The following is a 22,406-nucleotide window of genomic DNA, read 5'->3' as shown; positions in this document are numbered from 1 at the left end:
TTATTGCCTTAGAAATTCACTTGCACACCAACCTGGTAGCTCTTAGGCTGCGGGTACACGGCAAAGTCGATACCGTTGGTGAGTGAAGAACCAGGTGTTCTGTTGCCCACTTCAGGATCGTAGCCCGAGTACTTGGTGAAGGTCAAAAGGTTCTGTGCCGATACATACACCCGGAAATTGCTCACAACACCTTTGGTGATGTTTTGCAAAGCAGCATTAGGAATGTTGTAGGCCAGGATCACGTTTTTCAGGCGCAGGTACGAACCATCTTCTAGGAAACGGGTTGATGGCCGTGAGTTCTGATTGGGATCGCTGGATGCAGCACGTGGAATATCAGTGTTGGTGTTGTTGGGCGTCCATGCACGCAGTACCTGTGTACCAGCGTTGAAGAAGCGCACCATACCTTCAGTGATCACACGGGTTGCGTTGAAAATCTTGTTGCCTTGTACGCCCTGGAAAAATACCGATAGGTCGAAGTTGTGGTAGTTGGCGCCCAGGTTCACTGCGTAGGTATATTTTGGCAAAAAGCTACCCAGGAACTCGCGGTCGTTTACATCAATCACGCCGTCTTTGTTCAGGTCGCGGAACTTCAGGTCGCCAGGCGCTGTTCCGTCGCGCTGCTTGGCGTGGGCTGAAACTTCAGCAGCGTTTTGGAAAATACCGTCCACTACATAGCCATAGAACGATTGAATGGCCTGTCCAACTTCTGTGCGGGTAATGTTTTCTGCACCAAAGTCGTTGTCGGCGCCGGCTTCAATGTTGGTAACGCCATCAGCAAGACGGGTTACTTTGTTGCGGATGGCAGCAAAGTTGGCGCTTGCATTCCAGCGGAAATCACCCACGCGGTCGTTATAACCCAGTTGCAATTCCACACCGCTGTTGGTCATGGCACCTACGTTCTGAGATACGGAGCTGGTGATGAATCCAAGAGATGGCGGCAGGGGCACGCTCAGGATCAGGTTGTCGGTTTTACGATTGAAGTATTCGGCAGACAGGGTAAACTTGTTGTTCACCAGGCCCAGGTCCAAACCAACGTTCATTTGCTTGGTTGTTTCCCATTCCAGTTCGCGGTTGCCCAGGCGCTGGATGGAAGATGCCGGACCGGCAGTGAGGCTGTTGCCAAAAGGATAAATGGCGCTGTTGGCCGACACGGTCACCTGCCATGGCGTGTAACCAAGCACGGTTCCGTTCATACCCGTAATGCCATAACCAGCTCTTACTTTCAACTCGGAAATCTTCGGCATGTTCTGCATAAAGTTTTCCTGGTCGATGCGCCAGCCGATCGAGGCCGAAGGGAAGGTTGCCCATTTGTTACCCGGCGCCCATACCGACAAACCGTCGCGGCGAATGGCTGCGCTAACCAGGTACTTGTTGCGGAAATTGTAGTTTACCCGACCCAACACTGACATCAGCATGTTTTCGTTGAACAGGGACTGAACAAACACGTTGCTGGCATTGTTCAGCGTCTTCAGGTCGTTAGAGGCCTGCTGGCCGCTGGTGTTTTCGTTGCGCACCTTTTGACCCTGCTGCTCGTAAACAGCGATGGCATTGATCTGGTGGTCGCCAAAGGTTTTGTCAAATGATAGCTGCTCGGTAAACAGCAGTACCCTCGATGATGTGCGGTTGTTGGTAATGGTAGCCACCGTTGCACTGGAGCCGTTGATCGTACCGTTGTTGTTGAAAATAGGCGAGAAGCGGTAGTCCAGTGTGTTGGCATAATCAATACCAAAAGTGGAACGGAACTTCAGCCATGGGGCAAAGGCTACTTCAAGGTAAGCGGTACCGAGGATTTTCGCTGTGCTGCGGTTACCGGGGTTTTTCAAAGTGGCGTCTTCTACCGGGTTGGTGGGGTCACCGCCGTCAAGTACAGCGTTTACACCGCGGAAGCCGCCATTGGATGTTGGATCGTACACAGGCATGTGGGGCATATTGCGAATTACGTTCACGAGGTTGGAACGTGCCTGGCCTTCGTTGTTGTCGTAGGCCTGATCGGCGGAGGCAGCATACAGGTTTTGACCGAATGTAAAGATCCGGCTGATGTTATGCTCCGAGTTAATGCGGAAATTATAACGGCGGTAAGCAACAGTAGGAGCGGTGCCCTGCTGATCCATAAAACCGGCCGAAGCATAAAAGCGGGAAATGCCATTACCGCCACCAACGCCAATGTTGTGCTGAGTCATGTTGCCTCTTTTGAAATAGGCATCCTGCCAGTCGGTATTGGTTTGGCCATAGGTTTGGCTGGCGCCGGGGTAAATGGGTTTGTCCACTTCCGGTGCCAGCAGGCGTCCGGGCAGGCTGCCGCGGTAGGCTTGGGCATATTGTTTAAAACCTTCGGCATCCAGCAGGTCGAGGCGGCTGGTTACCTCTTGTACACCATAATAAGAATCAAGGCTGACCTGCACTTTGCCGTCCCTTCTGCCTTTTTTGGTGGTGATCATGATCACACCATTGGTGGCGCGGGAACCGTAAATAGCAGCAGCAGATGCATCTTTCAATACGTCCACCGACTCAATGTCGCGGGTGTCAATGGTGGAAAGGTCGCCAGTGGGGAAGCCATCCACTACATACAGCGGATCGGAAGCGTAAGAAATAGAGCTGATACCGCGGATGCGTACAATGGGCTGGTTGCCCGGGGCACCGTTGTTGGTTACCTGCACACCTGCCACGCGGCCCTGGAGGGCTTGCGAGATGTTGGGCACCGGCAGCTCGGCTACCGTTTTACCACTTACATTGGCAATGGCGCCGGTAACGTTGGCGCGGCGCTGGGTACCGTAACCTACTACCACCACCTGTTCCATTTGCGTGGCCATGCCTTCCATATTAATATTAATGGAAGTGCGGTTGTCGATGGCAATTTCCTGCGGGGCGTAACCCACAGCCGAGATCACCAGCGTTGCGGTGGGGGCCGCAGTGATGCTGAAATTACCGTTGGCATCCGTTTGGGTACCTACGTTGGTACCTTTTACCTGCACCGAGGCGCCGGCTACGGCGGTGTCGCCAGCCATTACGCGGCCCTGAACGGTACCCTGTGCAAAAACTAATTGGGAACTGAAAAGCATGAGGAACATAAGAAGGACGTTCCTTGCTTTTTGGTGCCTGGGCACCCGAAAAAGCGAATCGATCCAAAAGGGTAAGCAAGATCGCATAATCCTGTGGTTTTGTTTTGAGAAATAGAAGTGAGCGCAAAAAGTTTATAGGTGTTCAAAAAGGAGTGTGGGTTTTTTAAACACTTTGGTTTGGTTGCATGGCAGCAAAATGTAAATCAGCAATCGTGTATCTAGTTGACCTTAAGCAAGCAAGCGAATGTATTTATTAGTTGACAAAATTTCCAAAGGTGTAAACATTCGTTCTATAAGCATCAACAAATGATGCATAATGTCCATTTATCAATGGCGTATCAGCGTTTTCAGAATTGTTTACTTAAATGGATCAATGACGCTGCGCTGGCGACTGGAACTGCGGTTCATATGTTGCTGTTTAAACAACATATCTGGGCATCAGGCTTTGTGTAAGCGGTACACGCCACTTATTTTTTGGCATTCGAATCAATAGCAACAACAATCATTTTTCAGTGCTCAACAGGAAACGGGCAGGCGCAATCAATGAGGGTCTTTGGGATTGAGCAAAAGGCAATATAAATGTAGTGAATTAAAATCGACTTGTGCAATCGGTTGCATAATTTTTTTTCAATTATATTGAACTGGCTCTTGCAATTGGATCTGTGCCAGGTAACACGGTTATTCCCGGTAACGCACAACCGAAATTCTAGATTAGCGGTAAAATGTTTTGCAATGTTGGTTAAAAGAAATGGTTGTAAATCTTAAACAAAGTCGTGGCCTTTATCTCATCAATAAACCCGCCCAATCAATTGGTGATCGACGATCATTTTCTTTATAGCCTGCGGGTTGATAGTCGCTTGTTTTCGGTACACAATCTTTCCGCCCGGCTCCACCAAAATGGTGTACGGCAGTGCGCCGCCCCATTGCGGGTCGATGGCTTCGATGAGCTTGTATTTATCGTCGTGGTTAAAAATGTAGTTTTTGTTGGAAGCGCCTTTTTCTTTTAAAAACTTCAGGGCTTTGTCTCGCTTCTCCGGACTGTCGGCCGAAACCGAAATAAATTCAAAATCGCGGCCGCGGTACATTCGGTTGATGGCCACAAAATCAGGAAACTCAATCACACAAGGTCCACACCAGGTTGCCCATACATTAATAAGGCGCAGTTTGTCGCCCTTATTCTCCAGTAGTTCTTTTACGCCGGCTTCATCAATGCCTTCCAGCGCCACCGGTTCTTTCATCCATTGCTCCATGGCTTTTTTATTGCCTTCTTCTTTTTCAGCCCATTTTACGGAGCAGCCAAAAACCTTGGTGGCCGCCACCGGCACTGCCGAACCCTGCAGCAGTGCATCCAGTGCATTGCGGGCATCGTGGGTATTAGGCTTTTTGGCCGGGTTTTCTACGTCGTCGATGCGGCCCTGGTAGCGCAGCTTTCGGTCGGCATCAAAAATAAACACATGCGGCGTGGCCACCGGCCCATAGGCCAAGCTCATTGCCTGCGTATCGCCATCGTAGAGGTAGGGAAAATTGAAGCTTTTTTCCTTTGCCCTTATTTTCATTTCGGCGTAGGAATCGTTTAGGTCGGAATAGCCCAGCTCATCAAGCCGTACCGCTTTGGGATCGTTGGGCGAAACTGCAACGAGTGCAACGCCTTTCGCAGCATAATCTTTGGCGAGTTGAATCAGCCGCTCTTCGTACGCCTGTGCGGTAGGACAGTGGTTGCAGGTAAAAACCAACGCCAGGATTTTCGCGCCTTTGAATGACTGTAGTGTGTAGGTTTTTCCGTCGGTGCCTTTTAATGAAAATGGTGGTGCACTGCTGCCAATGGCCAGCGTTTTGGGCTGGTCGCCCGGCATTGAAAATGCAGCAAGCGTTGTAGCTGTACAGAGCAGCAGCAACAGGAATTGTTTTCTGAACATATGGCAACAATTGGCACAATTAAGTTCGGGAATTTTTTGCCAAAAAGACAAATGGAAGCAGCCGGATGTAAAAACGGGTATTTCAGCTTTTATCAAAAACATTCAACGCAGCTAAAAAGTCTTCGGCTTTTCCGGTTCATAAAAAAAGCGGACGGACGCACTTCTTTGCGTGGTGCTTTTTAAAAACAATTTGTAGCGGGCGAAACTGGTGGTTACAATCAGCAGCGCAGTGTTGGGTGGAATCGATCCCAGGTTTTCGGCTTTCATCACCACTTCCTGGATCTCTTTTGTCGGCTCCATCCGGATGTTGAGTGTCAGCGGCTTTAGGCCCAGCTTCTCGTGGCTCAACACTGTTTTGTTATTGACCAACACTGAAATGCTGTCGTCGTCAATTTCGCCATTGTCGTAAAAATCCAACCGGATGTTGCCGGTGTCCACGCCAATTTCCTGTATGCCTTCAAACGCCGACTCCACCTGCCGGCTGAGGGTGATGTGGCCCGGTTGGCAGGCTGCGCCGGTATTGAGGACCCGGCCGGTCCAGTCGCCGCTGAGGGTTTCGCCGTTATTGGGCGCATACCAAAGGTCATAAGTTTTCACGCAGGGCGTGCAATCTTCCGGGATGTGAAAGGCAAGGATGGCCTGCTCGTGAACCGTGATGCTTTTGGTGCGGGGATGGTACACACCTTCAAAGGCCTTTTTTACATAATTGCGGGTGTCGGAATAATGGTAGCAAACGCCGGTTACTTTTTCGCCCACAATTTTGATCTGCAACTCCAGGTGATATTCGGGGAAACAGCCGCCCGGTGCCTGTGTCATGGTGCCTTTCCAGATGCCGCCCAATTCCTGTGCCTTGGGCACAAAAAATAGCAACAGGGTGAGCAGCAGGAGTGGAGCATGTTTAAGCACCCGGGCAATCTAATTTTTTTCAGCTGCTTGACGGTAAAAATTTTATGAGCGGTAGGGTGGAGTCGGAAGTCCGATGTCCGATGTCAGAAGACGTGGCCGCGAGTCGATGGGCCCAAGTATTGCAAAAACACAGTTGAGGGTTTTTGTTTTTGTAAAACGAAAAAGCGTGTACCGGTCAGAGTACACGCTTTTCTATTATTTAAATACATTGTATCGATTTGCACAAAAATCGTAAATCGAAAATCGTCAATCCGAAATTCCTAATCTCCGCCTTCATACCTAAACCGCACCATCGCATTTTTTTGCTCGGTGGACGTGATGCGCACCTGGTAGCGACGGTCTCCATCCTGCACTACCATCAGCGAAGTGTTGGGTGGTATGCGGCCCAGGTTTTCGGCCACCAGCACCAGTACATGATCCGGGTTTTGCGGATCCATTTTTAAATTAATGATCAGTGGCGCTGCAGTGAGGCGCTTTTGCGACAGCACTAATTTATTATCCAGGTAAACAGAAATGGTATCGTCGTCAATTTCACCGTTGTCGTATAACCGCACTGTAATTTCCTGTTCCTTCACCGTTAGCGTTTGTACGAGGTCGTTAGTACGGTTGCGGGTAGCAGGCGGCGGTGTAAACTTCGGAGCCGGTGGTGTGGCCACTTTCGGTTGCTCTTGTTTAGCCACCGGCGGCTGCACCGTGCGGCTTACGGTATCGCGTTTGGGCGTAGGTGCGGGCTTGGGTTGAGTGGTTGGTTTCTTTGCTACCGGCGGCGTTGTTGCAGGCTTGGTCGTTGCCGGTTTTGTTGGCGTGGTAGTCTTTGGTTTAGCAGCAATATTCGGTTTGTCGATGGCCGGGTTGGTGCGTAAAAAAGGTTCTACATAAAAATCCGACGTTGTTACTTTTCGCAGGTACACGGTTCCGCCACCACAGCCTGCGCCTTTCACCGCGCCTTCTTCCTTGCTTGTTTTTTCGTACTTGCTGGTGTAGGTACCTTCCAAAAATTCTTCGTTGCCCGAGCGGCTGTATTCCAGAATACATTTCATGATACAGGCCACCGACGCTTCGGACATGCGCAGTTCCACCGTCTTTATTTCCTGCAGCACAAACTTTTTGGTAGCCGGGCTGTATGTGCCGGTAAGCGTGGCTTTTCCATAAAAAATAGTAGTAAGGTAAGAGTATGAAACACCCGTCACTGCCCGCTGCGGGTTTTGCTTGATCTGGATTTCAAACTTGTACTGGTCAAAACCTTCCGAAACAAAATAACCCCTCCAGATGCCGGAAAGGTTCTGCGCATGCAGGCTTCCGCCCGCTAATAAAAAGAGGAACAACAACAATCTTACGACACCAAACTTCATAACCGGGTGAAATTAGGAATTCAAAGATGAGCCGATTGGTGCAATGTGGCAAGGCTTTGTTAAATTCGCACCGCTATAAATCAACAAAACAACATGATTGAAATAAAATTTCCGGATGGAGCGGTACGGCAATACGAGGCGGGCATCACCGCTTTGGATGTTGCCAAATCAATCTCGGAAGGATTGGCCCGTAAAGTTTTGGCAGCCGAAGTGGATGGCGAAGTGTGGGATGCAACAAGACCTATCAATAAGGATGCTGCACTGAAATTACTCACCTGGGAAGACAAGGGCGGACAAAATACATTTTGGCATTCCTCGGCGCACCTTATGGCCGAAGCCATCGAGGCGCAATTTCCAGGTGTGAAATTCTGGGTAGGTCCGCCAGTGGAAAATGGTTTTTATTATGATGTGGACCTTGGCGACCGGCAAATGCATGAAGACGACCTTCGGGCCATTGAAAAGCGGATGAATGAACTAGCCAAGAAGAACAATCCGTTTGTGCGCCAGCCCATCGCCAAAGCCGAAGCCGTAGCGTATTTCGAAGAAAAAGGTGATGAGTACAAACTGGACCTGCTGCAAAACCTGCAGGACGGCGAGATCACTTTTTATACGCAAGGCGGCTTTACCGATCTGTGCCGCGGCCCGCATATTCCGCATACCGGTTTTATCAAAGCCATCAAGCTTACCAATATTGCCGGCGCATACTGGAAAGGCAACGAGCAAAATAAAATGCTGACCCGTATTTACGGTGTTACTTTCCCGGCACAAAAACAGCTCGACGAATACCTGCACATGCTGGAGGAAGCCAAGAAACGCGACCACCGCAAGCTGGGTAAAGAGCTGAGCATTTACACCACCAACGATGATGTGGGCCAAGGCCTGATCATGTGGATGCCCAACGGAACGGTGATCATTGAGGAACTGGAAAAGCTTGCGAAAGAGACCGAAAATGAAGCAGGCTATAAGCGGGTAGTTACGCCACATATTGCCAAGGAAAGCATGTACCTCACCAGTGGGCACCTGCCGTACTATGCCGAAAGCATGTTTCCGCCCATGGAAATGGACGGGGAGAAGTATTACCTCAAGGCAATGAACTGCCCGCACCACCACAAAATTTTTGATGCGGAGCCCAAAAGCTACCGCGACATGCCCTACCGCATTGCGGAATACGGCACTTGTTACCGCTACGAGCAAAGCGGCGAATTGTTTGGCCTGATGCGGGTACGCTGCCTGCACATGAACGATGCGCATATCTATTGCACCAAGGAACAGTTTGCGGAAGAGTTCAAGGCGGTAAACGAAATGTACCTGAAGTACTTCGAGATATTTGGCATTGAAAAATACGTGATGCGCCTGTCGCTGCACGACCCGGCCAAACTGGGACAGAAATACATCAACGAGCCGGAGCTGTGGATAGAAACCGAAAACATGGTGCGGGAAGTGCTCCGTGAAACCGGGACACCGTTTGTAGAAGTGCCGGATGAAGGCGCTTTCTACGGTCCGAAAATTGACGTGCAAATATGGAGTGTGATCGGCCGTGAGTTTACCCTGGCCACCAACCAGGTAGATTTTGCGCAGGGCCGTCGCTTCAAGCTGCAGTTTACCAATCAAAATAACGAGGCAGAAACCCCACTGATTATTCACCGGGCGCCGCTGGGTACCCACGAACGGTTCATCGGGTTTTTGCTGGAGCATTTTGCGGGTAAATTCCCAACTTGGCTGGCGCCACTGCAGGTAAAGATTTTGCCCATTTCCGACAAGTTCATGGATTATGCTAAATCGCTGTTGGCCCAACTGAAAAAGTGGGATATTCGTGCGGAAATTGACGAACGCAACGAAAAGATCGGTAAGAAAATACGCGACACTGAACTGATGAAAGTGCCGTACATGCTGGTTATTGGCGAAAAGGAACAAGCCGAAGGCAAGGTGGCGATCCGCCGCCAGGGCAAAGGCGATGTGGGCACAGAAGACGTGGCGGTATTTATCGACAAACTAAAACAGGAAATTTCGGAACGTAGTAGATTTTAATATCGGAGCGTCAAAAGTAAAAAGCTGAAAAAAGACCGATCCTTTTTACGACTTATTAGTTTTTACTTTTGACTTTCTTTATTTTCGGCAGAACAATAACAAAAAAAAGAACTGTTACCCATTCCGCTGGCTGCCGGCGGCGGCGCGGTAAACAAACATTATGGCATTACCTAACAGAGGCGTCAACAAAGGCGGGTTCCGCGGTCGGGGCCCTATCCGCAGAGAAGCGGAGCACCGCATTAACCACCACATCCGCGTACCGCAGGTGCGCCTGGTGGGCGACAATGTAACCGTGGGTGTTTACCCCACACAAGAGGCCATGCGCATGGCGCAGGCACAGGAACTTGATCTGGTGGAGATCTCTCCACAGGCCGACCCTCCGGTGTGTAAGATCATCGACTACAACAAGTTTTTATACGATAAGAAGAAGAAGGAAAAGGAAATGAAGGCCAAAGCGAAAACTTCAGAAATGAAGGAAATCCGCTTTACGCCCAACACCGATGACCACGACTTCGACTTCAAGGCAAAGCACGCCGAAAGCTTTTTGAAAGAAGGCAACAAGGTAAAAGCATACGTGCAGTTTAAAGGCCGCGCCATCATGTTTAAAGACCGTGGCGAACTGTTACTCCTGAAGTTTGCGGAACGCCTGGCTGAATTTGGTACGCTGGAAAGCATGCCCAAACTGGAAGGCAAACGCATGCTGGCCATCTTTACCCCCAAGGCCAAGAAAAAGCCCGAGGGAAAAGAGAAGGCAGCGCCCCAGGCTTAACGCAATCAATAGCTTATAACTTGTAGCGATATTGCATTGCTACAAGTTCAATAAAAAACCCGCAGTGTTTCATACTGCGGGTTTTGTTGTTCTATTTTAATTGGCTTTGCGCCATTGCCACGGCGGCGTGGGGCTGGGCCGCGACCACAAGCCCAGTTTTTTGCTACGGGCTTCCTGCTCCAGTTGGTCCCATTTCTGGTTTTTGTCAAATGCTTTGTAGTGCCAGGCCAACCCGCTGCGGAGCATTTCCTCGTTCAGGTTTAAGCCATCATCGCGGTGGGCAATGCCTACTGTGCGGCCGTACCGGTCGGTATCTTTAACTTCAATGGAAATGGTGTGGCCCGTGGTTAGTTCTTGCATTTTGCTGCGCGAAACATTGCCGAAATCCTGCTGTCGTTCCGGTGCATCAACGCCGTATAACCGCACTTTCAGTTGCTTGTTTCCCGCGACTAGTAATGTAAACGTATCACCATCGGCCAGCCGCACCACAAGCCCCGATGTGGCACTGGTTTTTATCTCCGGCTGGTCAGCGTTTTGGCAACCCAACAGCAGCATCAGTGCGCCAAATACCCAAATCAATCTTCTGCTCCCGGTAAACATCATGTTGTAAAATTAGGCATACCAATTCAGGTATTATTTAGTGGTCGTGGCTGATTCTTATTTTGCAAGTAAAACAATATTGCCGTACGCAATGAATCATTCATATCAGGTTTACATTAACTGTATTTAAACCAAAAAAACAGATCAGCAAATAACACATCGATATTGCCGAAAAGCAAAAATCCGATTGTCTTTTTTGTGCTATTCTTGCGTACCTTAAATCCAAATCAGCCGTATGAGTCAGCAGGAACAATTTGCAGCCGCCATCAATAAAGGATACCAGTTTTCGGGGCCGAAAATTTTATTGGGACAAGCCATTCTTGATGGCGTGCCGGTGGCCAACACGCCTGTGTATGTGCCGCTCAAAACCATGAACCGGCACGGGCTGATTGCTGGAGCAACGGGTACGGGTAAAACAAAAACATTGCAGGTCATTGCAGAAGGCCTTTCGGATGCATCCGTGCCGGTGTTGCTGCTTGATATCAAAGGCGACCTAAGCGGCATTGCTGCGCCGGGCGTTGCCGGCTCCAAAGCCGCAGAACGAGCCACTGCATTGGGTATTGACTATACGCCACAGGCATATCCTGTCGAATTGCTTACGCTCAGCAACAACAAACCCGGTGTTCGTTTGCGGGCCACCGTTAGTGAGTTTGGCCCGGTGTTGCTGTCCAAAATTTTAGGACTTAACGACACGCAGGGCGGCATTGTGGCCCTCATTTTTAAATACTGCGATGACAATAGTTTGCCACTGCTCGACCTGAAAGATTTTGTGCGGGTGCTGCAGTTTGCCAGCAGCGAAGGCAAGGAAGAACTGGAAAAGCAATACGGTAAAATTTCCACCACATCCACCGGCACCATTTTGCGCAAAGTGATTGAACTGCAGCAGCAGGGCGCAGACGCATTTTTTGGCGAACGCAGTTTTGATGTGGACGACCTGATGCGCATTGCCCCGGATGGCCGCGGCATTATTTCCATTTTGCGGGTAACCGAGCTGCAGGACCGGCCTAAAATGTTCTCCACTTTTATGCTGCAGTTGCTGGCCGAACTCTACGCGTCGGCACCGGAAGAAGGCGATATGGATCAACCCAAATTGATCTTGTTTATTGACGAAGCACACCTCATTTTTAATGAAGCATCCGAGGTGTTGCTTGACCAGATTGAAACGGTAATTAAATTAATCCGCTCCAAAGGCATCGGTATATTTTTCTGTACGCAAAATCCGATGGACATTCCGGCATCGGTACTGGGCCAGTTGGGCATGAAAGTGCAGCATGCCCTGCGGGCTTTTACAGCGGCCGATCGCAAGGTGATCAAGCAGGCTGCAGAAAACTATCCCGAAACCAGTTTTTACAAAACCGACGAACTCCTGACGCAGCTGGGTATTGGTGAAGCTTTTGTAACGCTGCTCAATGAGAAAGGCATTCCCACACCGCTGGTGCATACCATGCTGGTGCCGCCGCGCAGCCGCATGGATGTGCTCACCGATTTCGAAGTGACCCAGCAGGTACAGCAGTCAAAAATTGCTGCGAAATACAACGCAGAAGTAGATTCGGAAAGTGCCTATGAAATACTGAACCGCAAGCTGGAAGCGGCACAAAAACGCGCAGCGGAAATTGAGGAGCTGGAAGCTGCCGCAAAAGCAGAAAAGACAGCTGCCAAGCGGGCACCAAAAGAAGAAAGCTGGATGGACAACCCGATGGTAAAAAGTGCTGGCCGCACCGCAGCCACTATGATCACCCGCACACTGCTGGGTGTATTGGGCTTTGGCGGCAGCCGTCGTAAAAAGGGCTTCTTTTAATGGGCGATGTTCAAAAATTTTTTTACAAGAAATAGATTGAAGCATGTTCATTTTTAGATGAATGACTGCTGTTTGTTTGATCACGTCATTTTGAATTTACCGGATGGATATTGAAGATTTGCGCAGCATTTGCCTACAATTGCGACACACCGAAGAATCGATCAAATGGGGCAACGATTTGGTGTTTACCATTGGCGCAAAAATGTATTGCATTGCAGGCATGGATCACCCGCTGCAATTTTCCCTAAAAGTGCCTGCCGAAAGTTTTGACGAATGGTGTGCCCGGCCCGGCGTGCAGCCTGCGCCGTACCTGGCCCGTGCAAGCTGGATTCTATTGCAGCAACCCCAAAACTTTTCACTGGACGAGATCAAACAATTAGTTGCAGAAAGTTATCATCTTGTTGCTGCAAAACTCACTAAAAAGCAAAAGGCAGAATTGGGCATTTGATATTATTTGCTGCAACATGAAGACAGTGCAACAGTTGCGCATGCTGCCAAAATACAGCACCTTTGCGCCTCACTATGGACGCAAAAACCAACAGCAAAGCGGCCCTCCGTTTTATCTTTTTTACCCTGCTTATTGATGTTACCGGCCTGGGCCTCATCATACCGGTCATTCCCAAACTGATTGAGCAACTCACTGGCGGCAACGTCAGCGCTTCGTCGCAATGGGGCGGCTGGCTTACGTTTGCGTACGCCATCATGCAGTTTATTTTTGCGCCGGTGCTGGGCAACCTGAGCGACAAATACGGCCGCCGGCCCATCTTGTTGGCGTCGCTTTTGGGTTTTGGCGTTGATTATCTTTTTGTAGCCTTTGCACCCACCATTGCATGGTTGTTTGTTGGTAGGCTGGTGGCAGGCGTTACCGGCGCCTCGTTTACCACCGCATCGGCATACATTGCCGATATCAGCACGCCGCAAAACAGGGCGCAAAATTTTGGCCTCATTGGCGCCGCATTCGGGTTGGGTTTTATCATCGGGCCGGTGGTTGGTGGGCTGCTGGGTTCTTACGGTACCCGGGTGCCGTTTTTAGTGGCAGCTGCGCTTTGTTTGCTCAATGCACTGTATGGATATTTTATTTTGCCCGAATCACTGCCGAAAGATCAGCGCCGGCCGTTCGAATGGCGCCGCGCCAATCCGTTGGGTTCCCTCATGCACCTGAAAAAATACCCAGGCATTAGTGGACTGATCGGTTCGCTTATTTTAATCTATATCGCGGGCCATGCCATTCAAAGCAACTGGACCTTTTTTACCATTGAAAAATTTGGCTGGACGGAACGCCTGATCGGCATTTCGCTGGGCGCTTTTGGTTTGCTCATTGCGCTGGTGCAGGGCGGTTTAATCCGCTTTGTGCAGCCGCGGCTCGGCAATGACCGCAGTGTATTTGTAGGCCTGGCCATGTATACTATTGGTCTGGTGCTGTTTGCTTTTGCATCACAAAGCTGGATGCTGTTTGCATTCATGGTGCCTTATTGTTTGGGCGGTATTGCAGGCCCGGCGTTGCAGGCCATTATCTCGGGGCATGTGCCGCCCAATGAACAGGGCGAATTGCAGGGTGCACTTACTTCGCTGATCAGCGCTACCTCCATCGTTGGCCCGCCCATGATGACCAACTTGTTTGCTTATTTTACCAAACCGGGTGCGCCTATACATTTTTCGGGTGCGCCGTTCCTGTTTGCTGCCGTGCTGATGTTGAGCAGCACCGTTTTGGCTTATGCCTTTTTAAAAAGAAAACCGGTGCCCGCATAGGTGCCGTTTTTCTACGACCATTTTTTTAATAAAAAAGCCACCCTGGAAAAGGCGGCTGGAAAACAGGTGTCTACAAACGATGCACTAAGTAACATTGGCCACGTAAAGCGGCCGTTAAGCCTCCATTACCAAAACGTTACTTCCGCTACTTTTCATCGCCGGTTTCGTCAAATGCGGCGTCGGCGTTTTCGCCAAACGGTTCTTCCCGAAAGCCATCCGATGCCGTACGGGTCAGGTTTTGATTATGTCCGTCTGTATCCGAGCTGCTATACGTTGATGCGCCGGGTTGTTGCCCCGATTCTTCCCTGCGGTCGGGGTCGTTGCGGCGGCCTTCATCGGAGGGCATGTTGCGGTGAAATTCTTCTTTTTCTTTGTCCATGATCTTTGTTTAGGAAAATGCTTTAAATCCTGTGCCATAGGGCAGCGGAAATGAACGAATAAAAAATGGCCGGCAAAATTGCCGGCCATTTTTACCCAAAGGATTTACTTAAACTTATTTCAAAGTATTCAATAGGTTTTCGTTCAGGCGCACATAATCCATGTTCTGGGCTTTGCGGGCCAGTTCAATAGAAGTGTTGGCTGCTTTGCGGGCATCTTCTTTACGGCCGGCTTTTGCCAGTGCGGCGGCACGCTGGTGGTGAATCCAGAATGCTTCGGGGTTTTGCTCAGCGGCTTTATCAAACCACTGGATGGCTTGCTTCATGTCGCGGCCGGTTTCCATATAATACATGGCAGCCTGGAAATAGGGAGGCTTTTCACCAGTCATGGCGGTATTGATCTGCGCCATTACCTTGCTGTCCACATCCATTGTGATCGGCAGGGTCACCACTGAATTTTCCCAGGAAATCTGCAGGTCGGCCGAGGCTGGCTTTACGTTGGCAAACTGGATGGTAAATGTTTCAACAGGGCTGGCGGTGCTTTTTACCGGCACTTTTACCCGCACCACGTCCGACTCTTTTTTATAGGCGGCTGGAGAGGTTACGTCGGTTTGCTTGGTAATGATCAGTTCCCATTCTTTTGGCGTGGGAATGCTCAGCAGGCCGTATTTACCGGCAGGAATTTTAGTGCCGTTTACAACCACTTCGTCGCTAAAAGTAAGCGTGGTAGCATTGTTGGCACCGGTGCGCCAAACAGCATTGTATGGAACCAAGTCGCCAAATACTTTGCGGCTGCGGGCATTGGGACGTGAGTAGGAGAGTTCCACCGAGCCGATGCCCAGCTCTTGTTTGATGGTTTGGGCGGTGCTGGGCGCTGGGGTTCGTAACTGCTGTGCGTCGGCGGCAATCATCAGGCAGGAAAATGCACTAAAAAAAGCAAGCTTTTTCAACATAAAATGGATGTTTTAATGCGCAAAAGTAACAGAACGCACCGTAGTAAATGGCGTTTTAATATAGGTTTAGGCGTTTTTTAAAAACTATCGCCTTTGCCGCCTGAAGGGTTTGTTTGGCGGGCAGATTGACGGGTTCGGGCGGAATTTGAAACCATCGCCGTATCTAGCCCATAAATTTGCAACCGATATGCGCAGAGCCCTGTTTTTAGTTTTATTGCTGCAAGCCTGCTGCCTTAGTTGGGGGCAAAGTGGCCTGACTGAAATCAGGGGGCTACCGACGAAGGAAATTTTTGATTTGTTAGTGGATCGAAAAGGCTTTTTGTGGGTAGGCCATGATATGGGAATCAGCCGATATGATGGCGTGTCTTTTACGCATTTTGCGCATCCGAGGCGGTCTTCACTGAGCATAACGGATCTGGTTGAGGATCGCTTTGGCCGGATTTGGTTCCACAACTTCACCGGCCAAATCTTCTATATCGAAAACGACCAGATTTTTTTGCTGGACGCTTACCAAAACGAAGCAGAAAACTATTTTCCACGGATGGTTTTGTGCAACGATGAACTGGTGGTAACCAGCAGGTTTGGATTATTTGTGTGCGATACACGAACGTTGGAAGGGCGGTATGTAAAAACTGATTTTGAAAAGGTCGGCGGGACATTGTCGCTTTCCGCGGTAGGCGATAATGTGCTGGCAAGTGGCAAAAGCCTTTGGTTTATATACAACAAGAAAAAGGGTTTGCAAACTGTTCAACGGGAAGATGAGGTTCCGCTGTTGGAAAGCGGTGAAACCTACACATTGCAGCCCACCTCATTCAACGACACGGCCTATTTGATCATTAACCCAACAGGCGTGCTTGCCAAATTGTTGATCAAAGGCAGTGATGTTGTGCTGGCCAATACCATGAAGGTACATGGCTATATAAACTCCACAACGCCGGATGGCAAAGTGTTATGGATTAACGCAAAAGATCAAAGTGTTGCCATAACGCCAAACGCAAAACTTCAGCCATACGGCGGCTATAATATCAGTGATGTAGTTACTGATTTTCAGAGAAATAGATGGGTAAGTACACTGGGGCAAGGCTTGTTGGTTGAACCTGCAACTGCCAGTATTTCAAAGATCGATATTCCGTTTTTAAAAAGCGGCGGAAAGGTGACTGCTATGCATGGCTGGCAGGGCAACATGTTGATGGGCACCGACGATTCCCGGTTATTCCTGTACGATTTTTCAAAGCAAAAATTGGTTTGGGATAAGTCGTTTGCAAAAGGTATCGGGTCTGTGACATATATCTCGCAGCAAAGAGACAGCAGTTTACTGATCGGCACTTCATCGCTTTCTTACCTGATGAATAGGGAGGGCATTAGCAGTACTCCATTTTCTAACGCAATTATCAAAGCTGCAGCCTTAAAAAAGAACTATTCAATCGCAGCTTCCTCTGCAGGGTTGTTCTTAATGCCGCCGGATGGCATGTTTGGAACCAATTCAGCCATTGAAGTGGTTGACTTAAAAGGTTGGAATAATGCTTTTCGTTCGCTCATCGAAAATGGGAATGTTCCCGACAAGATTTATTTGTACCAGCATAGGGTTCGAACATTGGCTCTTCTTGGTGATTCGGATTTGTATGTTTCGTTTATGACGGGTGTTTTCCAGTTGGGAGGCGAAGCGCCTAAGCCGTTGATGGTGGATAGTGAAAAGGTGTATGCTAATTCAATGATCGCCCATGGCAACAAACTCTTTATTGGTACTTTGAACGCCGGCCTGATTGTAAAAAAGAAAACAGAGCACAAATTCATTGCCGCAGACGAAGGGTTGTTTTCCAACAGTATTGTGCGGATGAAAAAAACAGACAAGTATTTATGGGTATTCCAGGATAAAGCCATTCAGCTGCTTGACCTTGACTCGGAAGCATTGGTGCACGGGGTTGAGTTGCCACAGGAGTCCGGCGCCAATGTCCATGATGTAGCTGTGGTTGGCGATACTGCTTTGCTCTCTACCAATAATGGTTTGTACAAAGTACTGTTGCAACCGGCGCCAGCCTTCAAAGTTTTGAAAACATATTTGCAGGCAATGCAGATTGGCCGCAACGATGAAATAGCCCTCACTTCAACAACACTCAGTCATAATCAAAACAATATTCAGTTTAATTTATCCATTCCTTACTACAGCCCGTCGAATACGGTGTACTTCAAATACCGGCTTGTGGGCGGCGAAGGTGAAGATCAATGGTTTGTGACGCAGGAAGGTGAACGAATTGTTCGGTTTTCGTCGCTGAATCCCGGTTCGTACACATTTGAAGCCATTGCGGTAGTGGGTGGCTCACAGGAAGGCACACCAGCAACCTTCAAATTCACCATTGAAAAACCATGGTGGCGTACCATCGCTTTTTACCTGAGCAGCATCGGCCTGCTTGCGCTCATGTTTTATGGTGTATATCGATATCGCATCCGGCAAGTACTCAAGGTTGAGCAGGTGCGGCGGACCATCTCCAAAGACCTGCACGACGAAATCGGTTCCACCCTTAGCAGCATCAATATTTACTCGGCTATGGCCCGCAAGGATGGCGATCATAAAGAATACCTGGACCTGATCCAGGAAAATACCCGCGAGGTAATTGGTAAGCTCGATGACCTGGTGTGGAGCATCAACCCAAAGAACGATACGGTGGTGCAACTGGTGTCGCGGATGCGGTCGTTTGCCGAGCCGCTGTTGAAAGGCGCAGGTATTGGCTGCAGTTTTGAAGTAAACGAATCACTATTGGTGCAGGAGTTGCCATTGGTTACCAAGCGCAACTTGTACCTTATTTTTAAGGAACTGGTGAACAACGTGGTGAAACATTCCAGCGCTACGCATTGCCAGATAAAGTTGGAGTGGAACAACGGGCATATATCCATGGTGGTGGCCGATAACGGCGTGGGGATCGACCTGCAACATCAGCCCACGCAACGCCACGGCATGGAAAACTTGGTGAGCCGCACCAGAAGCATGAAAGCATTTATTTATTTTCAGGAAAACAACGTTCCCGGCACTTCGGTGCGGGTGATGGTGCCGGTTAAAGTATCTTAGGCAAACAGGCCATGTGTGGGCCAACTTAAAAGCAAGTGTATGATCAAACTGGTGATGATTGAGGACAATGCGGCCTATAGAAAAGCGCTGCAGCTGTTTATTTCCAAAGTGCCCGATTTTGATATTGTGCATATCAGTGACCGGCTGACCGATATTCAGTCAGTGGTATTACGTACACAGCCCGACGTGGTGATTCTTGATATTGACCTGCCGGTAACATCGGGCATTGAAGGCATCCGCCTCATTAAGGATGTTTACAGCGAAGCAAACATCCTGATGCTCACGGTTTTTGAAGACGAAGAAAAAATCTTTCAATCGGTGAAGGCAGGAGCACTCGGATACTTGCTGAAAAAAGACCCGCCCGAAAAGATCATCGATGCAATCCGCTCCATTCACCAGGGTGAAAGCATCATGAATGGCCAGATTGCCCGCAAGATTTTAAACTACTTTTCTAAGCAGGCGCCACAACGGCCATCCACCACCGATTATAACCTCACAAAAAGGGAAACTGAAATTCTGAACTTGCTCATTGAAGGCCTGTCTTACAAAGACATTGCGGCTCGTTGTTTTATTTCACTCGACACGGTATTTTCTCATATTAAAAAAATATACGTGAAGCTGAAAGTTAACTCCCGGTCAGAAATCGCAGCCCGCTTTCGCTTATAGTGGGCATAAAATAAAAAAGCCTGCTTCTGTGGAAGTAGGCAGTTTTGTTACGTTAAAGAGAGAATGCAGTTAGTTTTGGTTGTTTACAAGGCAAAGGTACGTTGGGTTTACGTCCCGGGTTATCCCATATTTATGGGATATTTTTTACCTAAATATCAAATAATGAATGGTTTGCATCCAACAAAAAACCCGGCAGTACGCCGGGTTTTTTGTTGGATGTTCTGCCTATTTATCGGGCCATCTTCTTTTTCAGGTTTTCGTCAATGGCGTCCAGAAATTCTTCTGTATACAAGAAATCTGTACCATGTTGAACCTTTCCGGGTTTGATGGTCAGCGCCAGGTCCTTGGTCATTTTGCCGCTTTCCACTGTTTCAATACAAACAGCTTCCAACGCATTACAAAAATCAATCAGCTCCTGGTTGTTATCCAGCTTGCCGCGGAACGCCAACCCCCTGGTCCATGCAAAAATGGAAGCGATGGGGTTGGTGGAGGTGGGGTTGCCTTTCTGGTGTTCGCGGTAGTGGCGGGTAACAGTGCCGTGTGCTGCTTCGGCTTCCATGGTTTGGCCGTCAGGTGTAACCAGCACCGAGGTCATCAGGCCCAGTGAGCCAAAGCCTTGTGCTACGGAGTCGCTTTGCACGTCGCCATCGTAGTTTTTACAAGCCCATACAAAGCCACCGTTCCACTTCATGGCAGAAGCTACCATGTCGTCGATCAGGCGGTGCTCATAGGTAATACCTGCGTCTTTAAATTTCTGCGTAAACTCGGCATCAAACACCTCTTGGAAAATGTCTTTGAAGCGGCCATCATATTTTTTCAGGATGGTGTTTTTGGTGCTCATGTACAGCGGCCAGCCTTTTTGCAGCGCCATGTTCATACAGCTGCGGGCAAATCCGCGAATGCTTTCGTCGGTGTTGTACATGGCCAGCGCCACGCCACCTTCACCGCTGTAATTGTACACTTCGTACTCTTGCTTGGTGCCGTCGTCACCCTGGAAAGTGATGGTGAGTTTGCCTTTACCTTTTACTACAAAATCAGTAGCGCGGTACTGGTCGCCAAAAGCGTGGCGGCCTACTACAATGGGGCGGTCCCATGTAGTCACCAGGCGTGGAATGTTGTTGATCACGATCGGCTCACGAAACACGGTGCCATCAAGAATGTTGCGGATCGTACCGTTCGGGCTTTTCCACATTTGCTTCAGGCTAAACTCTTTTACGCGGTCTTCGTCAGGCGTAATGGTGGCGCATTTAATGCCCACACCGTACTGGCGTATGGCGTTGGCGGCATCCACGGTTACTTGGTCGTTGGTTTGATCGCGGTACTCTATGCCCAGATCGTAATATTTAATGTCAACGTCAATATAGGGGAGGATCAGCTTGTCCTTAATGAATTTCCAGATGATGCGGGTCATTTCATCGCCATCCAGTTCTACCACCGGATTGGCCACTTTGATTTTTTGGGTCATGTTGGGAAGCGTTTTATTGCGGGGCCAAAACTAAGACATTATATAAAATGTTTGCGTCAAAGCGGCAAAGCCTGCAACAAGTTGATCAAACCACATAATTGCACTGCATTTTTTGTAAAAAATTAAAACGCTAACCGAGGGAAACATCCAGGATCATCATGATGAGAAAACCCATCATAAACCCAATCACTGACCGGTCTGTGTATTTATCCCGCTGTGTTTCCGGTATCACTTCTTCCACCACCACGTAGATCATGGCACCGGCGGCAAAGGCCAGTGCAAATGGTAAAATGGGCTGCATGTAAATTACAGCAATGGCGCCCACTACGCCTGCAAAGGGTTCTACAAAAGCAGAAAGCTGGCCATACCAAAAGCTTTTCAACCGGCTTACGCCATGGCGGCGCAGCGGCATTGCTACAGCAATGCCTTCCGGAAAATTTTGAATACCGATACCTAACGCCAGCGCAATGGCACCGGCAATGCTGGCTTCGGGCATACCATTGGCGGCAGCGCCAAACAACACACCAACCGCCAAACCTTCGGGAATATTGTGCAGCGTAATGGCCAGCACCAGCAGGGTAGTGCGGTGCCATTGTGTTTTCATACCCTCGGTTTCTTCAGCGCCGAAATTGATGTGGAGGTGCGGCGTTAGTTTATCAAGCACATATAAAAATGCGGCGCCAAGGAAAAAGCCAACGGCAGCCGGCATCCAACTCATGCCCGGGTACAGCCGCTCCGACATTTCGATGGATGGCGCCAGCAGCGACCAAAATGAAGCCGCCACCATTACACCACCCGTAAACCCGAGCATGGGATCGAGCACGCTGCGGTTGAGCGTTTTAAAGAAAAATACCAGCGAAGCGCCGGCGGCCGTAACGAGCCAGGTAAACGTAGTGGCCAACAGTGCAGCGTATACAGGACCGATGCCTTCAAAAAACGTTTCGATTGCTTTCATGATGGTTGCTTTTTTACCAGCAGGTGGCTGGCCAACTGAGCAGAAATGGAGATGATTTTATTGTCGATTTTTATTTCCAGCATTTGATCAAAAGGGGAGCGACTCCGCACTTCAAGCTGGCTGCCGATGGCTATTTTTTTTGCCGAAAGCTGCGCCAGCAGCGGCTTCGTCTGTTGCGCCACAGCTTGCAGCACCGCCACTGTGCCAATCGGCAAATCACCCAGGTTGGTTAATTGAGATTGGGGCACCTTTCCTTTCTTGTCAGGGATGGGGTCGCCATGCGGATCAAATTGCGGGTAACCCAAAAACGCATCGAGCCGTTCCACCAGTTTCGCATGGCGCACATGTTCCAGTTCTTCAGCAATTTCGTGTACTTCTTCTGGTGGGAAGGCTAGTTTCTCAGCCAGGAAAGCCTCCCACAACCTATGACGCCGCACAATAAAAAGCGCCGCTTTTTTACCCTCATTGCTCAGCGAAAAGCCATAGTACGGTGTGTAATGCAACAGGTTTTTAGCGTGTAGCTTTTTCATCATGTCCGTCACAGTAGCCGGCTTGGTGTTGAGCTGCTGTGCCAATGCGTTGGTGGTTACCTTTCCGGTATCCAGCTGCAGGTGGTAAATGGTTTTGAGGTAATTTTCTTCGGTATGCGAAAACAAGGCGAAAAATTTAGACTAATCTAAAAATTTATTTCGAGTCATCTAAATAAATTCCATGCCATTTTTTAAAAAGAAACAAAGGGAACTGCAAAG

17 protein-coding genes are annotated in these 22,406 nt (G+C 49.2%); 7 read left to right on the top strand and 10 right to left on the bottom strand.

Translation table 11 applies throughout. The features are described from left to right. Window positions 1-8: 8 nt before the first annotated feature. From EPD17_RS14275 to EPD17_RS14260, 4 genes are all read right to left on the bottom strand, one after another. Window positions 9-3,059, bottom strand: coding sequence for a SusC/RagA family TonB-linked outer membrane protein (locus tag EPD17_RS14275; protein WP_204743162.1), 3,051 nt, complete (start codon window positions 3,057-3,059; stop codon window positions 9-11). Window positions 3,060-3,847: 788 nt separating this feature from the next. Beyond that, entirely contained in the window at window positions 3,848-4,975 is a 1,128-nt protein-coding gene (locus EPD17_RS14270; RefSeq protein WP_132055249.1) for a redoxin family protein, read from the bottom strand. 111 nt (window positions 4,976-5,086) lie between these two features. After that, the gene (locus EPD17_RS14265) at window positions 5,087-5,881 is read right to left on the bottom strand and encodes a hypothetical protein (RefSeq protein WP_132055247.1); all 795 of its coding nucleotides are present in this window, start codon (window positions 5,879-5,881) and stop codon (window positions 5,087-5,089) included. Window positions 5,882-6,141: 260 nt separating this feature from the next. Beyond that, window positions 6,142-7,233 (bottom strand): hypothetical protein, encoded by a 1,092-nt coding sequence (locus EPD17_RS14260; protein ID WP_132055245.1) that lies wholly within the window; start codon window positions 7,231-7,233, stop codon window positions 6,142-6,144. 93 nt (window positions 7,234-7,326) lie between these two features. Between EPD17_RS14260 and thrS the strand changes: the two genes are divergently transcribed. Then, window positions 7,327-9,261: a threonine--tRNA ligase gene (thrS, locus tag EPD17_RS14255; RefSeq protein ID WP_132055243.1), complete on the top strand. Its 1,935-nt coding sequence runs from the start codon at window positions 7,327-7,329 to the stop codon at window positions 9,259-9,261. Window positions 9,262-9,421: 160 nt separating this feature from the next. Beyond that, the gene (gene infC / locus EPD17_RS14250) at window positions 9,422-10,030 is read left to right on the top strand and encodes a translation initiation factor IF-3 (protein ID WP_114233671.1); all 609 of its coding nucleotides are present in this window, start codon (window positions 9,422-9,424) and stop codon (window positions 10,028-10,030) included. 96 nt (window positions 10,031-10,126) lie between these two features. Here the strand turns inward: infC and EPD17_RS14245 are convergent, their stop codons facing one another. Then, the gene (locus tag EPD17_RS14245; protein ID WP_132055241.1) at window positions 10,127-10,633 is read right to left on the bottom strand and encodes a thermonuclease family protein; all 507 of its coding nucleotides are present in this window, start codon (window positions 10,631-10,633) and stop codon (window positions 10,127-10,129) included. 232 nt (window positions 10,634-10,865) lie between these two features. Here EPD17_RS14245 and EPD17_RS14240 point away from each other — a divergent pair, with 232 nt between their 5' ends. The 3 genes from EPD17_RS14240 to EPD17_RS14230 all read left to right on the top strand — a co-directional run bounded on the left by EPD17_RS14240 (window position 10,866) and on the right by EPD17_RS14230 (window position 14,177). After that, window positions 10,866-12,428, top strand: a complete 1,563-nt coding sequence (locus tag EPD17_RS14240; protein WP_132055239.1) for a helicase HerA-like domain-containing protein — start codon at window positions 10,866-10,868, stop codon at window positions 12,426-12,428. A 103-nt stretch (window positions 12,429-12,531) separates the two neighbouring features. Beyond that, window positions 12,532-12,876 (top strand): MmcQ/YjbR family DNA-binding protein, encoded by a 345-nt coding sequence (locus tag EPD17_RS14235; RefSeq protein WP_132055237.1) that lies wholly within the window; start codon window positions 12,532-12,534, stop codon window positions 12,874-12,876. 62 nt (window positions 12,877-12,938) lie between these two features. After that, window positions 12,939-14,177: a TCR/Tet family MFS transporter gene (locus tag EPD17_RS14230; RefSeq protein WP_240040632.1), complete on the top strand. Its 1,239-nt coding sequence runs from the start codon at window positions 12,939-12,941 to the stop codon at window positions 14,175-14,177. A 145-nt stretch (window positions 14,178-14,322) separates the two neighbouring features. Here EPD17_RS14230 and EPD17_RS14225 read toward each other — a convergent pair whose 3' ends face one another. Continuing rightward, window positions 14,323-14,556 carry a hypothetical protein gene (locus EPD17_RS14225; protein ID WP_132055235.1) on the bottom strand — a complete coding sequence of 78 codons (234 nt, stop codon included), beginning with the start codon at window positions 14,554-14,556 and terminating at the stop codon, window positions 14,323-14,325. Window positions 14,557-14,670: 114 nt separating this feature from the next. Continuing rightward, window positions 14,671-15,507: a DUF2911 domain-containing protein gene (locus EPD17_RS14220; protein WP_132055233.1), complete on the bottom strand. Its 837-nt coding sequence runs from the start codon at window positions 15,505-15,507 to the stop codon at window positions 14,671-14,673. A 187-nt stretch (window positions 15,508-15,694) separates the two neighbouring features. Here EPD17_RS14220 and EPD17_RS14215 point away from each other — a divergent pair, with 187 nt between their 5' ends. Then, entirely contained in the window at window positions 15,695-18,571 is a 2,877-nt protein-coding gene (locus EPD17_RS14215) for a sensor histidine kinase (protein WP_132055231.1), read from the top strand. A gap of 39 nt (window positions 18,572-18,610) precedes the next feature. Continuing rightward, the gene (locus tag EPD17_RS14210; RefSeq protein ID WP_132055229.1) at window positions 18,611-19,237 is read left to right on the top strand and encodes a response regulator transcription factor; all 627 of its coding nucleotides are present in this window, start codon (window positions 18,611-18,613) and stop codon (window positions 19,235-19,237) included. A 229-nt stretch (window positions 19,238-19,466) separates the two neighbouring features. On the opposite strand, the gene EPD17_RS14205 is transcribed toward EPD17_RS14210, so the two are convergent. The 3 genes from EPD17_RS14205 to EPD17_RS14195 form a co-directional block, all read right to left on the bottom strand. Then, window positions 19,467-20,702, bottom strand: a complete 1,236-nt coding sequence (locus EPD17_RS14205) for an isocitrate dehydrogenase (NADP(+)) (RefSeq protein WP_132055227.1) — start codon at window positions 20,700-20,702, stop codon at window positions 19,467-19,469. A gap of 130 nt (window positions 20,703-20,832) precedes the next feature. Next, window positions 20,833-21,657 (bottom strand): ZIP family metal transporter, encoded by an 825-nt coding sequence (locus tag EPD17_RS14200; protein WP_204743160.1) that lies wholly within the window; start codon window positions 21,655-21,657, stop codon window positions 20,833-20,835. Then, window positions 21,654-22,313, bottom strand: a complete 660-nt coding sequence (locus EPD17_RS14195) for a metal-dependent transcriptional regulator (protein WP_132055223.1) — start codon at window positions 22,311-22,313, stop codon at window positions 21,654-21,656. Before EPD17_RS14195 ends, EPD17_RS14200 begins: the two co-directional genes overlap by 4 nt. Between the last annotated feature and the right edge of the window lie 93 nt (window positions 22,314-22,406).

This window comes from Pseudocnuella soli (genome assembly GCF_004347775.1).
In the GTDB taxonomy this organism is placed as follows: domain Bacteria; phylum Bacteroidota; class Bacteroidia; order Chitinophagales; family Chitinophagaceae; genus Flavisolibacter; species Flavisolibacter aquaticus.
Note: the sequence above shows the minus strand (reverse complement) of the source record. Positions and strands in the feature narration are given on the sequence as shown.

What these genes read in the sequence shown, in the direction of transcription:
- EPD17_RS14260 (WP_132055245.1), bottom strand. Translation starts at nt 7,233, where the DNA reads ATGAAGTTTGGTGTCGTAAGATTGTTGTTGTTCCTCTTTTTATTAGCG.
- EPD17_RS14200 (WP_204743160.1), bottom strand. Translation starts at nt 21,657, where the DNA reads ATGAAAGCAATCGAAACGTTTTTTGAAGGCATCGGTCCTGTATACGCT.
- thrS (WP_132055243.1), top strand. Translation starts at nt 7,327, where the DNA reads ATGATTGAAATAAAATTTCCGGATGGAGCGGTACGGCAATACGAGGCG.
- EPD17_RS14245 (WP_132055241.1), bottom strand. Translation starts at nt 10,633, where the DNA reads ATGATGTTTACCGGGAGCAGAAGATTGATTTGGGTATTTGGCGCACTG.
- EPD17_RS14225 (WP_132055235.1), bottom strand. Translation starts at nt 14,556, where the DNA reads ATGGACAAAGAAAAAGAAGAATTTCACCGCAACATGCCCTCCGATGAA.
- EPD17_RS14220 (WP_132055233.1), bottom strand. Translation starts at nt 15,507, where the DNA reads ATGTTGAAAAAGCTTGCTTTTTTTAGTGCATTTTCCTGCCTGATGATT.
- infC (WP_114233671.1), top strand. Translation starts at nt 9,422, where the DNA reads ATGGCATTACCTAACAGAGGCGTCAACAAAGGCGGGTTCCGCGGTCGG.
- EPD17_RS14275 (WP_204743162.1), bottom strand. Translation starts at nt 3,059, where the DNA reads ATGCTTTTCAGTTCCCAATTAGTTTTTGCACAGGGTACCGTTCAGGGC.
- EPD17_RS14210 (WP_132055229.1), top strand. Translation starts at nt 18,611, where the DNA reads ATGATCAAACTGGTGATGATTGAGGACAATGCGGCCTATAGAAAAGCG.
- EPD17_RS14235 (WP_132055237.1), top strand. Translation starts at nt 12,532, where the DNA reads ATGGATATTGAAGATTTGCGCAGCATTTGCCTACAATTGCGACACACC.
- EPD17_RS14215 (WP_132055231.1), top strand. Translation starts at nt 15,695, where the DNA reads ATGCGCAGAGCCCTGTTTTTAGTTTTATTGCTGCAAGCCTGCTGCCTT.
- EPD17_RS14240 (WP_132055239.1), top strand. Translation starts at nt 10,866, where the DNA reads ATGAGTCAGCAGGAACAATTTGCAGCCGCCATCAATAAAGGATACCAG.
- EPD17_RS14270 (WP_132055249.1), bottom strand. Translation starts at nt 4,975, where the DNA reads ATGTTCAGAAAACAATTCCTGTTGCTGCTGCTCTGTACAGCTACAACG.
- EPD17_RS14205 (WP_132055227.1), bottom strand. Translation starts at nt 20,702, where the DNA reads ATGACCCAAAAAATCAAAGTGGCCAATCCGGTGGTAGAACTGGATGGC.